Genomic DNA, 13,935 nt, shown 5'->3' with positions numbered 1-13,935 from the left:
CTTAGACTTCAACAGCGCGTTCGAGGACTTCAACCAGTGCCCAGGACTTGGTCTTGGCCAGCGGACGGGTTTCGGTAATCGAAACCTTGTCGCCGATCTTGCACTGGTTGGTTTCGTCGTGCGCGTGCAGCTTAGTCGAACGCTTAACGTATTTACCGTAGATCGGGTGCTTTACGCGACGCTCGATCAGAACGGTGATGGTCTTGTCCATTTTGTCGCTGACGACACGGCCAGTCAGCGTACGGACGGTTTTTTCAGCTTCAGCCATGATCACTTACCTGCCTGCTGGTTGAGCACAGTTTTCACGCGAGCGATGTCACGCTTAACTTGCGAGAGCAGGTGCGACTGCCCCAACTGGCCAGTTGCTTTCTGCATACGCAGATTGAACTGGTCACGCAGCAAGCCGAGCAGTTGCTCGTTCAGCTGCTGTGCCGATTTTTCACGAAGTTCATTCGCTTTCATCACATCACCGTCCGCTTAACAAAGGAGGTGGCGAGAGGCAGCTTTGCAGCAGCCAGGGCGAAAGCTTCGCGCGCCAGCTCTTCAGAAACACCCTCGATCTCGTACAGGACTTTGCCTGGCTGGATCTGGGCAACCCAGTATTCCACGGAGCCCTTACCTTTACCCATACGAACCTCGAGAGGCTTCTTGGAGATCGGCTTGTCCGGGAACACACGGATCCAGATCTTGCCGCCACGTTTAACGTGACGGGTCAGCGCACGACGTGCGGACTCGATCTGGCGAGCGGTGAGGCGACCGCGAGCAACAGCTTTCAGGGCGAATTCGCCGAAGCTGACTTTGCTACCGCGCAGTGCCAGACCACGGTTGTGGCCGGTCATCTGCTTGCGGAATTTTGTACGCTTTGGTTGCAACATTTGGCGTACCCCTTACTTAGCAGCTTTTTTACGAGGCGCTGGTGCTTGTGGTTTCAGTTCTTCTTGGCGACCACCAATAACTTCGCCTTTGAAGATCCAAACCTTCACACCGATCACACCGTAAGTGGTGTGAGCTTCGTAGGTGTTGTAGTCGATATCGGCACGCAGGGTGTGCAGAGGCACACGACCTTCGCGATACCACTCGGTACGAGCAATCTCGGCACCGCCGAGACGACCGCTCACCTGGATCTTGATGCCCTTGGCACCAATACGCATGGCGTTCTGTACGGCGCGCTTCATGGCGCGACGGAACATTACGCGGCGTTCCAGCTGCTGAGCTACGCTCTGCGCAACCAGCATAGCGTCGAGTTCCGGCTTGCGGATCTCTTCGATGTTGATGTGCACAGGCACACCCATCTGCTTGGTCAGGTCCTGACGCAGCTTCTCAACATCTTCACCTTTCTTGCCGATAACGATACCGGGACGAGCAGTGTGGATGGTGATGCGTGCAGTTTGAGCCGGACGATGAATATCGATACGGCTTACGGACGCGCTTTTTAGTTTGTCTTGGAGGTACTCACGCGTTTTCAGATCCTTCAAGAGGTAATCTGCGTAAGTAGCACCGTCTGCGTACCAGACGGAGGTGTGCTCCTTGACGATTCCCAGGCGAATGCCAGTGGGATGTACTTTCTGACCCATCTGATCGACTCCGTTACTTGTCCGCAACCTTGACAGTGATATGGCAAGACCGCTTGACGATGCGATCAGCACGGCCTTTGGCACGTGGCATGATACGCTTCAGCGAACGCCCTTCGTTGACGAAGACGGTGGAGACCTTCAGGTCATCAACGTCTGCGCCTTCGTTGTGTTCGGCGTTGGCTACGGCCGACTCGAGGACTTTCTTCATGATTTCAGCGGCTTTTTTGCTGCTGAAGGCCAACAGGTTGAGCGCTTCGCCCACCTTCTTCCCGCGGATCTGGTCGGCGACCAAGCGGGCTTTCTGGGCGGAGATGCGAGCGCCCGACAACTTAGCGGCTACTTCCATTTCCTTACCCCTTAACGCTTGGCTTTCTTGTCAGCCACGTGCCCGCGATAGGTGCGGGTACCGGCGAACTCGCCCAGTTTGTGGCCGACCATGTCTTCGTTCACGAGAACTGGAACATGCTGGCGACCGTTGTGAACCGCGATGGTCAGACCGACCATTTGTGGCAGGATCATCGAGCGACGCGACCAGGTTTTAACTGGCTTGCGATCGTTCTTCTCCACCGCCACTTCGACCTTCTTCAACAGGTGAAGATCGATAAAAGGACCTTTTTTCAGAGAACGTGGCACTGTCGTATCCCTCTAGTTACTTGCGACGACGGACGATCATGTTGTCGGTACGCTTATTACCACGGGTTTTAGCACCCTTGGTTGGGAAGCCCCATGGCGATACCGGATGACGACCACCGGAGGTACGACCTTCACCACCACCATGTGGGTGGTCAACCGGGTTCATGGCAACGCCACGAACGGTTGGGCGAACGCCGCGCCAGCGTTTGGCACCTGCTTTACCCAGCGAACGCAGGCTGTGCTCGGAGTTCGAGACTTCGCCCAGGGTCGCACGGCACTCAGCCAGCACTTTACGCATTTCACCGGAACGCAGACGCAGAGTCACGTATACGCCGTCACGAGCGATCAGCTGAGCCGAAGCACCAGCGGAACGAGCGATCTGAGCACCTTTACCCGGCTTCAGTTCGACGCCGTGAATGGTGCTACCTACTGGGATGTTGCGCAGCTGCAGGGAGTTACCGGCCTTGATTGGGGCCAGGGCACCTGCGATCAGCTGGTCGCCAGCGCTCACGCCTTTAGGGGCGATGATGTAGCGACGCTCACCGTCTGCGTAGCACAGCAGGGCGATGTGAGCAGTACGGTTTGGATCGTATTCGATACGCTCGACAGTGGCTGGGATGCCATCTTTGTCGTTGCGACGGAAGTCGACCAGACGGTAATGCTGCTTATGACCACCACCAACGTGACGAGTGGTAATACGGCCATTGTTGTTACGACCACCAGACTTCGATTTCTTCTCGAGCAGCGGTGCGTGAGGAGCGCCTTTGTGCAGCTCCTTGTTGACCACCTTGACCACGAAACGGCGGCCAGGGGAAGTCGGTTTGCATTTAACGATTGCCATGATGCACCCCTTCCTTACTCAGCACTGCTGCTGAAATCGAGATCTTGGCCTGGCTGAAGGGAGACGATCGCCTTCTTCCAGTCATTGCGCTTGCCCAGACCACGTGCGGTACGCTTGGTTTTACCCAGAACGTTAACAGTCGACACGTTTTCAACTTTTACGTTGAACAGGCCTTCGACAGCTTTCTTGATTTCCAGCTTGGTTGCATCGGTAGCAACCTTGAATACGAACTGGCCTTTTTTCTCAGCCAGAACGGTAGCCTTCTCGGAAACGTGCGGGCCAAGGAGGACTTTAAATACGCGTTCCTGGTTCATCCCAGCAGCTCCTCGAATTTCTTCACGGCCGAGACAGTGATCAACACTTTCTCGTATGCGATCAGACTGACCGGGTCGGAACCCTGTACGTCACGTACATCGACGTGCGGCAGGTTGCGAGCAGCCAGGTACAGGTTCTGATCAACAGCGTCGGAGACGATCAGTACGTCGCTCAGACCCATGCCGTTCAGCTTGTTCAGCAGATCTTTGGTTTTCGGTGCTTCAACAGCGAAGTCCTGAACCACGACCAGACGGTCGCTACGCACCAGCTCAGCGAGGATGGAGCGCAGAGCTGCGCGGTACATCTTCTTGTTGAGCTTCTGCGAGTGATCTTGAGGGCGAGCTGCGAAGGTTACACCACCGCCACGCCAGATCGGACCACGAGTGGTACCAGCACGAGCACGGCCAGTACCCTTCTGACGCCATGGGCGCTTACCGCCACCAGCCACGTCGGAACGGGTCTTTTGCTGCTTGGTGCCCTGACGGCCGCCGGCCATGTAGGCCACGACTGCTTGGTGAACCAGCGTCTCGTTGAATTCGCCACCGAAAGTCAGTTCGGAAACTTCGATCGCCTGAGCGTCATTTACATTGAGTTGCATGTCAGTTTCCCCTTAACCGCGAGCCTTGACAGCTGGACGTACAACCACGTCGCCGCCAGTAGCGCCAGGAACGGCACCCTTGACGAGCAGCAGGTTGCGTTCAGCGTCTACGCGAACTACTTCCAGGGACTGAACAGTCACGCGCTCGGCGCCCATGTGACCGGACATTTTCTTGCCCTTGAACACACGACCAGGAGTCTGGCACTGGCCGATGGAACCAGGCACACGGTGCGACACGGAGTTACCGTGGGTGTTGTCCTGACCACGGAAGTTCCAGCGCTTGATGGTACCGGCGAAGCCTTTACCTTTGGACTGACCAGTAACGTCTACCAGCTGGCCTGCAGTGAAGAGTTCAGCTTTGATCAGATCGCCAGCCTGGAAATCGCCTTCTTCAAGACGGAACTCCCAAACACCGCGACCAGCGGCAACGTTAGCCTTGGCGAAGTGGCCTGCCTGAGCGGCAGTCACACGCGAAGCACGACGCTCGCCGACAGTGACTTGCACTGCACGGTAGCCATCGGTTTCCTCAGTTTTGAACTGGGTGACGCGATTCGGTTCGATCTCAATGACCGTGACCGGAATGGAGACACCTTCTTCGGTGAAAATGCGGGTCATACCGCATTTGCGACCGATTACACCAATAGTCATGTTGTAAACCTCATGAGTGTACGGGGCTTTCACCCGCTATGGCCGCCCATTTCAGAGCGTTACACGACTAGACCGAAGTCTTAGCCGAGGCTGATCTGAACTTCCACACCTGCCGCCAGATCAAGCTTCATCAGCGCGTCAACGGTTTTATCCGTTGGCTGGACGATGTCCAGAACACGCTTATGAGTGCGAATCTCGTACTGGTCACGCGCGTCTTTGTTGACGTGCGGGGAGACCAGAACGGTGAAACGCTCTTTGCGGGTAGGCAGTGGAATCGGACCACGCACTTGTGCACCAGTACGTTTCGCGGTTTCCACGATTTCCTGGGTGGATTGGTCGATCAGGCGATGGTCGAAAGCCTTCAACCTGATACGGATTTGCTGATTTTGCATTGGATTTCAGACTCCAGGCTGTTCCCAACGGACGCACTACGCCCGCTAAAAGGAGGCGTGATTCTATAGACGCCCCAATTTAGTGTCAACCCAATAAAAAAAGCCCCCGCTGAGCGGAGGCCTTTTTCAATCGGTCGAGTGATTACTCGATGATTTTGGCTACGACGCCGGCGCCGACGGTACGACCGCCTTCACGGATAGCGAAGCGCAGACCGTCTTCCATTGCGATGGTCTTGATCAGGGTAACAGTCATCTGAATGTTGTCACCTGGCATTACCATTTCAACGCCTTCCGGCAGTTCGCAGTTACCGGTCACGTCAGTGGTACGGAAGTAGAACTGAGGACGGTAGCCTTTGAAGAACGGAGTGTGACGACCGCCTTCTTCCTTCGACAGGACGTAGACTTCTGCGGTGAACTTGGTGTGCGGCTTGACCGAACCTGGCTTGACCAGAACCTGGCCACGCTCAACGTCGTCACGCTTGGTACCACGCAGCAGAACGCCGCAGTTCTCGCCAGCACGACCTTCGTCCAGCAGCTTGCGGAACATCTCAACACCGGTGCAGGTGGTGGTGGTGGTGTCACGCAGACCAACGATTTCCAGCGGATCCTGAACGCGGACGATACCACGCTCGATACGGCCGGTAACAACAGTACCACGACCCGAGATCGAGAATACGTCTTCGATTGGCATCAGGAATGGCTTGTCGATAGCGCGCTCTGGCTCTGGGATGTAGCTGTCCAGAGTTTCAACCAGACGCTTGACAGCGGTGGTGCCCATTTCGTTGTCGTCTTTGCCTTCCAGCGCCATACGAGCCGAACCGATGATGATCGGAGTGTCGTCGCCTGGGAAGTCATAGGTGGACAGCAGGTCGCGAACTTCCATCTCGACCAGTTCCAGCAGCTCAGCGTCGTCTACCAGGTCAGCCTTGTTCAGGAAGACCACGATGTACGGAACGCCAACCTGACGGGACAGCAGGATGTGCTCACGGGTTTGTGGCATCGGACCATCGGCGGCCGAGCAAACCAGGATCGCGCCGTCCATCTGGGCAGCACCGGTGATCATGTTCTTCACGTAGTCAGCGTGACCTGGGCAGTCAACGTGAGCGTAGTGACGAATGTTCGAGTTGTACTCGACGTGAGCGGTGTTGATGGTGATACCGCGCGCTTTTTCTTCCGGAGCCGAGTCGATCTTGTCGAACTCAACGACTGCCGAACCGAAAACTTCGGAGCAGACGCGAGTCAGAGCTGCGGTCAGAGTGGTCTTACCGTGGTCAACGTGGCCGATAGTGCCGACGTTAACGTGGGGAAGGGAACGATCAAATTTTTCTTTAGCCACGACAGTGAACCTCTTGCCTAAAGGGGATTAGCCTTGTTTTTTAACGAGTGCTTCGACGATGTTCGACGGAGCTTCGGCGTATTTGGAGAATTCCATGGAGTAGCTTGCGCGACCCTGAGACATGGAACGAACGTCGGTTGCGTAACCGAACATCTCTCCGAGCGGTACTTCAGCGCGGACGACACGGCCAGAGACCGACTCATCCATACCCTGGACCAGACCACGACGACGGTTCAGGTCACCCATCACGTCACCCAGGTAGTCTTCCGGGGTTACAACTTCAACCTTCATGATCGGCTCGAGAACCACGCCACCGCCCTTCTGGGCCAGTTGCTTGGTCGCCATCGAAGCGGCGATTTTGAACGCCATTTCGTTGGAGTCGACGTCGTGATACGAACCATCGAATACCGCGGCCTTCAGGCCGATCAGAGGATAGCCGGCAACAACGCCGTTCTTCATCTGCTCTTCGATACCCTTCTGGATCGGGGCGATGAATTCCTTAGGAATCACACCACCAACGACTTCGTTGGAGAACACCAGACCTTCGGTGATGTTGCCTTTTTCGTCCTGATCCGGCTCCGAGAAACGGATCCAGCAGTGACCGAACTGACCACGACCGCCCGACTGACGAACGAACTTGCCTTCGATCTCGACGTTGGACTTGGTGATCTTCTCGCGGTACGAAACCTGCGGCTTGCCGATGTTGGCTTCGACGTTGAACTCGCGCTTCATGCGGTCAACGAGGATGTCCAGGTGCAGCTCACCCATGCCCGAGATGATGGTCTGACCAGTCTCTTCGTCGGTCTTGACGCGGAACGACGGGTCTTCCTGGGCCAGCTTGCCCAGTGCAATACCCATCTTCTCCTGGTCAGCCTTGGTTTTCGGCTCTACGGAGAGCGAAATGACCGGCTCAGGGAAGTCCATACGCTCAAGGATGATTGGCTTGTCGGCGTTGCACAGGGTTTCGCCCGTGGTCACGTCTTTCATGCCGATCAGTGCAGCGATGTCGCCAGCGCGCACTTCCTTGATCTCTTCACGCTGGTTGGCGTGCATCTGCACCATACGACCAACGCGCTCTTTCTTGCCCTTGACCGAGTTGATGACGGAGTCACCGGAGGTCAGAACGCCCGAGTAGACGCGAACGAAGGTCAGAGTACCCACGAACGGGTCAGTCGCGATCTTGAACGCCAGAGCCGAGAACGGCTCGTCGTCGTCAGCGTGACGCACGTCTTTACGAACAGCCGGATCTTCTTTGTCCAGCTCCTTGTCGTCCGGGTTGATACCCTGGATTGCAGGGATCTCGGTCGGAGCAGGCAGGTAGTCGATGACGGCGTCGAGAACCAGGGGAACACCCTTGTTCTTGAACGACGAACCGCAGACAGCCGGTACGATCTCGCTGGCCAGGGTGCGCGCGCGCAGACCGGCTTTGATCTCTTCGACGGTCAGCTCTTCGCCTTCCAGGTACTTGTTCATCAGCTCTTCGCTGGACTCGGCAGCCGCTTCAACCATGTTGGAGCGCCACTCTTGAGCCAGCTCCAGCATATCGGCAGGAATTTCTTCCTCACGATAAGTGGTGCCTTTGTCGTCGTCGTTCCAGTAGATAGCCTTCATCTTGATCAGGTCGACCTGACCCTGGAAGTTATCTTCCGAACCGATGGCCAGCTGAACAGGAACCGGGGTGTGACCCAGACGGTTCTTGATCTGACCTACGACGCGCAGGAAGTTTGCACCGGCACGGTCCATCTTGTTCACGTAGACAACACGTGGAACGCCGTACTTGTTGGCCTGACGCCATACGGTTTCGGACTGAGGCTCGACGCCGGAGGTACCGCAGAACACAACGACCGCGCCGTCGAGTACGCGCAGCGAACGCTCTACTTCAATGGTGAAGTCAACGTGGCCGGGGGTATCGATAACGTTTACACGGTAGTTGTCATACTGACCAACAGAACCTTTCCAGAAGGTGGTAACGGCAGCGGAGGTAATGGTGATACCCCGCTCCTGCTCCTGCACCATCCAGTCGGTGGTCGCGGCGCCATCATGCACCTCGCCCATCTTGTGGCTCAGGCCTGTGTAGAACAGGATCCGCTCGGTAGTGGTGGTCTTGCCCGCGTCAACGTGGGCACAGATACCAATGTTACGGTAGCGGTTAATTGCTGTAGTACGAGCCATAAAGCCCTCGCAGAATGATTGATGCCTGAATTAGAAGCGGTAGTGCGAGAACGCTTTGTTGGCTTCAGCCATACGGTGAACGTCTTCACGCTTCTTGACTGCAGCACCTTTGCCTTCAGCGGCATCCAGCAGCTCGCCAGCCAGGCGCAGAGCCATCGACTTCTCGCCACGCTTGCGGGCGTAGTCTACGAGCCAGCGCATTGCCAGAGCATTACGACGGGATGGACGAACTTCAACCGGAACCTGGTAAGTGGCACCGCCGACACGACGGGACTTTACTTCGACCAGCGGAGCGATGGCGTCGAGAGCTTTCTCGAAGATTTCCAGGGGGTCGCTGTTCTTGCGCTCTTTGACCTTGTCCAGTGCACCGTAAACGATGCGCTCGGCCACGGCCTTCTTGCCGCTTTCCATCACGTGGTTCATGAACTTGGCGAGGATTTGGGATCCGTATTTAGGATCGTCCAGAATCTCACGTTTTGCTGCTACACGACGTCTTGGCATGATAAGCCCTCAAACGGTCTTCAGGTTAGCCCGGGACGTGGGTCTACGACCCCTGCCCGACCTTACTCTTATCGACTCAAAAAAATGGATGTGTGCAAACGGCCGATTACTTCGGACGCTTGGTACCGTACTTCGAACGACCCTGGTTACGGCCTTTAACGCCCGAAGTATCCAGAGAGCCGCGAACGGTGTGGTAACGAACACCTGGCAAGTCTTTTACACGGCCGCCACGGATCAGGACGACGCTGTGCTCTTGCAGGTTGTGGCCTTCACCGCCGATGTACGAGGAAACCTCGAAACCGTTGGTCAGACGCACACGGCATACTTTACGCAGTGCCGAGTTAGGTTTTTTCGGCGTGGTGGTGTACACACGGGTGCACACGCCACGACGTTGCGGGCAGTTCTGCAGCGCAGGAACGTCGGATTTCTCGACCGAACGCTTACGCGGCTGACGTACCAGCTGGTTGATAGTTGCCATCTACTAGCTCCACTGATTGTCTTGCGACTCTATTGTCTTGCAAGAAAGCCAAAAATTGGCGAGACGGAGCCTCACCAAATTTAAGGGTACAAAAGTCTACGGAGGATCTTGCACCCAGTCAAGACAAGGCCCCGGCCCTCCTCGCCCGATCATCGGCAACAATTCATGTCACCGATGGCCGAGCGAGGCTTGCCGGGGCCCTGCCCTGTACTTAGTTACCGCTGGAGTTCAGCGCTTCGGTCAGTGCGGCTTCCACCTCACTGGCGCTTACACGCAGCGGTTTGTCGGCTTCACGGCGACGCTTGCGCTCGCTGTGGTAGGCCAGACCAGTACCCGCCGGGATCAGACGACCCACGACGACGTTCTCTTTCAGGCCGCGCAGGTAGTCGCGCTTGCCGGTTACCGCCGCTTCGGTCAGTACGCGGGTAGTTTCCTGGAAGGAAGCCGCGGAAATGAACGACTCGGTCGACAGCGACGCCTTGGTGATACCCAGCAGCACGCGAGTGAACTTCGAGATGAACTTGTCTTCGCCGGCGAGACGCTCGTTCTCGACCAGTACGTGAGTCAGTTCCATCTGGTCGCCCTTGATGAAGCTGGAATCGCCCGACTCCGAGATCTCGACCTTGCGCAGCATCTGACGCAGGATGGTCTCGATGTGCTTGTCGTTGATCTTAACGCCTTGCAGACGGTAAACGTCCTGGATCTCGTTGACGATGTACTTCGCCAGCGCGCTCACACCCAGCAGACGCAGGATGTCGTGCGGATCGCTCGGGCCGTCGGAGATAACCTCGCCGCGGTTTACCTGTTCGCCTTCGAAGACGTTCAGGTGGCGCCACTTCGGAATCAGCTCTTCGTACGGATCGCTACCGTCGGTCGGAGTGATGACCAGACGACGCTTGCCCTTGGTCTCTTTACCGAACGCGATGGTACCGCTGACTTCAGCCAGAATCGAGGCTTCTTTCGGACGACGCGCTTCGAACAAGTCAGCTACGCGTGGCAGACCACCGGTGATGTCACGGGTCTTCGACGTTTCTTGCGGGATACGCGCAATAACGTCACCAACACCGATCTGGGCACCGTCAGCAACACCCACCAAGGCGTTGGCCGGCAGGAAGTACTGCGCCGGTACGTCGGTACCCGGCAGGTACAGGTCCTTGCCATTGGCGTCGACCATCTTGATTGCCGGACGGATTTCCTTGCCTGCGGCAGGGCGATCCTTGACGTCCAGTACTTCAATGTTGGTCAGGCCGGTCAGTTCGTCTGTCTGACGCTTGATGGTGATGTTTTCTTCCATGCCCACGAAGGTCACGGTACCTTTCAGCTCGGTAACGATCGGGTGGGTGTGCGGGTCCCACTTGGCGACGATGGCGCCAGCTTCGACCTTTTCACCTTCCTTGACCGAAATCACCGCACCGTAAGGCAGCTTGTAACGCTCACGCTCACGACCGAATTCGTCGGCAATGGCCAGCTCACCGGAACGCGAAACAGCAACCAGGTTGCCATCGGCGCGCACGACATGCTTCAGGTTGTGCAGACGTACCATACCGCCGTTCTTCACCTGGACGCTGTCGGCAGCCGAAGTACGGCTTGCAGCACCACCGATGTGGAACGTACGCATGGTCAGCTGGGTACCTGGCTCACCGATCGACTGTGCAGCGATAACGCCGACAGCTTCACCGATGTTCACCTGGTGACCACGCGCCAGGTCACGACCGTAGCACTTGGCGCAGATACCGAAGCGGGTTTCGCAGTTGATCGGCGAACGCACGATAACTTCGTCGATGCTGTTCAGCTCGATGAACTCGACCCACTGTTCGTCTACCAGGGTACCGGCAGGAACGATGACGTCCTCGGTGCCTGGCTTGAACACGTCACGGGCGATGACACGGCCCAGTACACGCTCACCCAACGGCTCTACAACGTCACCGCCTTCAATGTGCGGAGTCATCAGCAAGCCCTGGTCGGTACCGCAGTCGATCTCGGTCACAACCAGGTCTTGCGCAACGTCTACCAGACGACGGGTCAGGTAACCGGAGTTCGCAGTCTTCAAGGCGGTATCCGCCAGACCTTTACGAGCACCGTGAGTCGAGATGAAGTACTGAAGTACGCTCAGACCTTCACGGAAGTTCGCGGTGATCGGCGTCTCGATGATCGAGCCGTCCGGCTTGGCCATCAGGCCACGCATACCGGCCAGCTGACGGATCTGGGCAGCGGAACCCCGCGCACCGGAGTCAGCCATCATGTACATCGAGTTGAAGGACTCTTGCTCGACTTCTTTGCCTTCGCGGTCGATGACTTTCTCTTTCGAGAGGTTGGCCATCATCGCCTTGGACACTTCGTCGTTCGCCTTCGACCACAAGTCGATGACCTTGTTGTACTTCTCGCCCTGGGTTACCAGGCCGGAGGCGTACTGGCTCTCGATTTCCTTCACTTCATCGGTAGCGCTGTTGATGATGCGCGCTTTCTCATCCGGGATGACAAAGTCGTTCACACCAATGGACACGCCAGAGATGGTGGAGTACGCGAAACCGGTGTACATCAGCTGGTCGGCGAAGATAACGGTCTCTTTCAGACCAACCACGCGGTAGCACTGGTTGATCAGCTTGGAGATCGCCTTTTTCTTCATCGGCTGGTTGACGACATCGTACGGCAGGCCCGCCGGCACAACCTGGAACAGCAGCGCACGGCCGACGGTGGTGTCGACGATACGGGTGTTCTTGGTCGAGCTGCCATCACGGTCATTCACGGTCTCGTTGATACGGACCTTGATTTTCGCGTGCAGGGCAGCTTCGCCGGCGCGGAATACGCGGTCGACTTCCTGCAGGTCGGCGAATACGCGACCCTCGCCCTTGGCGTTGATGGCTTCACGGGTCATGTAGTACAGACCCAGTACAACGTCCTGCGACGGAACGATGATTGGCTCACCGTTGGCTGGCGACAGAATGTTGTTGGTCGACATCATCAGCGCACGCGCTTCGAGCTGAGCTTCCAGGGTCAGCGGCACGTGAACGGCCATCTGGTCACCGTCGAAGTCGGCGTTGTACGCGGCACAGACCAGCGGGTGAAGCTGGATGGCCTTACCTTCGATGAGCACAGGCTCGAACGCCTGGATACCCAGACGGTGAAGGGTCGGTGCACGGTTGAGCAGTACGGGGTGTTCGCGAATCACTTCAGCGAGAACGTCCCACACCTCTGGCAGCTCGCGCTCGACCATCTTCTTGGCAGCTTTGATGGTGGTCGCCAGACCACGCATTTCCAGCTTGCCGAAAATGAACGGCTTGAACAGCTCGAGGGCCATCTTCTTCGGCAGACCGCACTGGTGCAGACGCAGGGTCGGGCCTACGGTAATTACCGAACGACCAGAGTAGTCAACACGCTTACCGAGCAAGTTCTGACGGAAGCGACCTTGCTTACCTTTGATCATGTCGGCCAGGGACTTCAGCGGACGCTTGTTCGAGCCGGTGATGGCGCGACCGCGACGGCCGTTGTCCAGCAGGGCGTCGACCGCTTCCTGCAGCATGCGCTTTTCGTTGCGCACGATGATGTCCGGCGCGGACAGATCGAGCAGGCGCTTCAGACGGTTGTTACGGTTGATCACCCGACGATACAGGTCGTTCAGGTCGGAGGTCGCGAAGCGGCCGCCATCCAGCGGTACCAGCGGACGCAGGTCCGGCGGCAGTACTGGCAGTACGGTCAGGACCATCCACTCAGGCAGGTTGCCCGAGCCCTGGAAAGCTTCCATCAGCTTCAGGCGCTTGGACAGCTTCTTGATTTTGGTTTCCGAGTTGGTCTGCGGAATCTCTTCACGCAAGCGACCGATCTCGTGCTCCAGGTCGATAGCGTGCAGCAGCTCGCGGACAGCCTCGGCACCCATGCGGGCGTCGAAGTCGTCACCGAACTCTTCCAGCGCTTCGAAGTACTGCTCGTCGTTCAGCAGCTGACCCTTTTCAAGGGTGGTCATGCCCGGGTCGATAACGACGTAGCTCTCGAAGTAGAGAACCCGCTCGATATCACGCAGGGTCATGTCCATCAGCAGGCCGATACGGGACGGCAGCGACTTCAGGAACCAGATGTGGGCAACCGGCGAGGCCAGTTCGATGTGCGCCATGCGCTCACGACGAACCTTGGCCAGGGCAACTTCAACGCCGCACTTCTCGCAGATTACGCCGCGGTGCTTGAGGCGCTTGTACTTGCCGCACAGGCACTCGTAGTCCTTGACTGGGCCAAAGATCTTGGCGCAGAACAGGCCGTCACGCTCAGGTTTGAACGTACGGTAGTTGATGGTTTCCGGCTTCTTAACTTCACCGAACGACCACGAACGGATCATCTCAGGTGACGCCAGCCCGATACGGATGGCGTCGAACTCTTCGACTTGACCCTGGTTTTTCAGCAAATTCAGTAGGTCTTTCAAGGCCTTTCCTCCTGGCGGAGCAGGGAGCGGGCAATA

16 protein-coding genes are annotated in these 13,935 nt (G+C 57.2%); all 16 read right to left on the bottom strand.

Annotated elements, in window-relative coordinates; translation table 11 throughout:
• Nucleotide 1 precedes the first annotated feature (1 nt).
• A complete protein-coding gene (rpsQ, locus tag PP4_RS02550) occupies nucleotides 2-268 on the bottom strand; it encodes a 30S ribosomal protein S17 (RefSeq protein WP_023534981.1) in 267 nt (88 codons plus the stop codon).
• Between the two features lie 2 nt (nucleotides 269-270).
• Nucleotides 271-462 (bottom strand): 50S ribosomal protein L29, encoded by a 192-nt coding sequence (gene rpmC / locus PP4_RS02545; protein ID WP_002555481.1) that lies wholly within the window; start codon nucleotides 460-462, stop codon nucleotides 271-273.
• Complete coding sequence (gene rplP / locus PP4_RS02540) at nucleotides 462-875, bottom strand: 50S ribosomal protein L16 (protein ID WP_003255479.1); 414 nt, start codon at nucleotides 873-875, stop codon at nucleotides 462-464. The genes rpmC and rplP overlap by 1 nt, the downstream gene beginning before the upstream one ends.
• Before the next feature lie 12 nt (nucleotides 876-887).
• On the bottom strand, nucleotides 888-1,574 hold the full coding sequence (gene rpsC / locus PP4_RS02535) for a 30S ribosomal protein S3 (protein ID WP_003255481.1): 687 nt from the start codon (nucleotides 1,572-1,574) through the stop codon (nucleotides 888-890).
• A gap of 13 nt (nucleotides 1,575-1,587) precedes the next feature.
• The gene (gene rplV, locus PP4_RS02530; RefSeq protein WP_003103908.1) at nucleotides 1,588-1,920 is read right to left on the bottom strand and encodes a 50S ribosomal protein L22; all 333 of its coding nucleotides are present in this window, start codon (nucleotides 1,918-1,920) and stop codon (nucleotides 1,588-1,590) included.
• 11 nt (nucleotides 1,921-1,931) lie between these two features.
• Nucleotides 1,932-2,207: a 30S ribosomal protein S19 gene (gene rpsS, locus PP4_RS02525; RefSeq protein WP_003255482.1), complete on the bottom strand. Its 276-nt coding sequence runs from the start codon at nucleotides 2,205-2,207 to the stop codon at nucleotides 1,932-1,934.
• 16 nt (nucleotides 2,208-2,223) lie between these two features.
• Entirely contained in the window at nucleotides 2,224-3,048 is an 825-nt protein-coding gene (gene rplB, locus PP4_RS02520) for a 50S ribosomal protein L2 (RefSeq protein WP_008089816.1), read from the bottom strand.
• 14 nt (nucleotides 3,049-3,062) lie between these two features.
• A complete protein-coding gene (rplW, locus tag PP4_RS02515; RefSeq protein ID WP_003255484.1) occupies nucleotides 3,063-3,362 on the bottom strand; it encodes a 50S ribosomal protein L23 in 300 nt (99 codons plus the stop codon).
• Entirely contained in the window at nucleotides 3,359-3,961 is a 603-nt protein-coding gene (gene rplD, locus PP4_RS02510) for a 50S ribosomal protein L4 (protein WP_003255485.1), read from the bottom strand. The genes rplW and rplD overlap by 4 nt, the downstream gene beginning before the upstream one ends.
• Nucleotides 3,962-3,973: 12 nt before the next feature.
• Entirely contained in the window at nucleotides 3,974-4,609 is a 636-nt protein-coding gene (gene rplC / locus PP4_RS02505) for a 50S ribosomal protein L3 (RefSeq protein ID WP_003257089.1), read from the bottom strand.
• 80 nt (nucleotides 4,610-4,689) lie between these two features.
• The gene (gene rpsJ, locus PP4_RS02500; protein ID WP_003186070.1) at nucleotides 4,690-5,001 is read right to left on the bottom strand and encodes a 30S ribosomal protein S10; all 312 of its coding nucleotides are present in this window, start codon (nucleotides 4,999-5,001) and stop codon (nucleotides 4,690-4,692) included.
• A gap of 142 nt (nucleotides 5,002-5,143) precedes the next feature.
• Complete coding sequence (gene tuf / locus PP4_RS02495) at nucleotides 5,144-6,337, bottom strand: elongation factor Tu (RefSeq protein ID WP_016497741.1); 1,194 nt, start codon at nucleotides 6,335-6,337, stop codon at nucleotides 5,144-5,146.
• Nucleotides 6,338-6,364: 27 nt separating this feature from the next.
• Nucleotides 6,365-8,509 (bottom strand): elongation factor G, encoded by a 2,145-nt coding sequence (gene fusA, locus PP4_RS02490; protein WP_016484652.1) that lies wholly within the window; start codon nucleotides 8,507-8,509, stop codon nucleotides 6,365-6,367.
• Between the two features lie 30 nt (nucleotides 8,510-8,539).
• Nucleotides 8,540-9,010: a 30S ribosomal protein S7 gene (gene rpsG / locus PP4_RS02485; RefSeq protein ID WP_008089143.1), complete on the bottom strand. Its 471-nt coding sequence runs from the start codon at nucleotides 9,008-9,010 to the stop codon at nucleotides 8,540-8,542.
• Between the two features lie 106 nt (nucleotides 9,011-9,116).
• Nucleotides 9,117-9,488, bottom strand: coding sequence for a 30S ribosomal protein S12 (gene rpsL, locus PP4_RS02480; protein WP_003255492.1), 372 nt, complete (start codon nucleotides 9,486-9,488; stop codon nucleotides 9,117-9,119).
• Nucleotides 9,489-9,699: 211 nt separating this feature from the next.
• Nucleotides 9,700-13,899, bottom strand: coding sequence for a DNA-directed RNA polymerase subunit beta' (gene rpoC, locus PP4_RS02475; protein WP_016497743.1), 4,200 nt, complete (start codon nucleotides 13,897-13,899; stop codon nucleotides 9,700-9,702).
• Nucleotides 13,900-13,935: the final 36 nt, after the last annotated feature.

The organism is Pseudomonas putida NBRC 14164 (assembly GCF_000412675.1).
Classification (GTDB): domain Bacteria; phylum Pseudomonadota; class Gammaproteobacteria; order Pseudomonadales; family Pseudomonadaceae; genus Aquipseudomonas; species Aquipseudomonas putida.
Note: the sequence above shows the minus strand (reverse complement) of the source record. Positions and strands in the feature narration are given on the sequence as shown.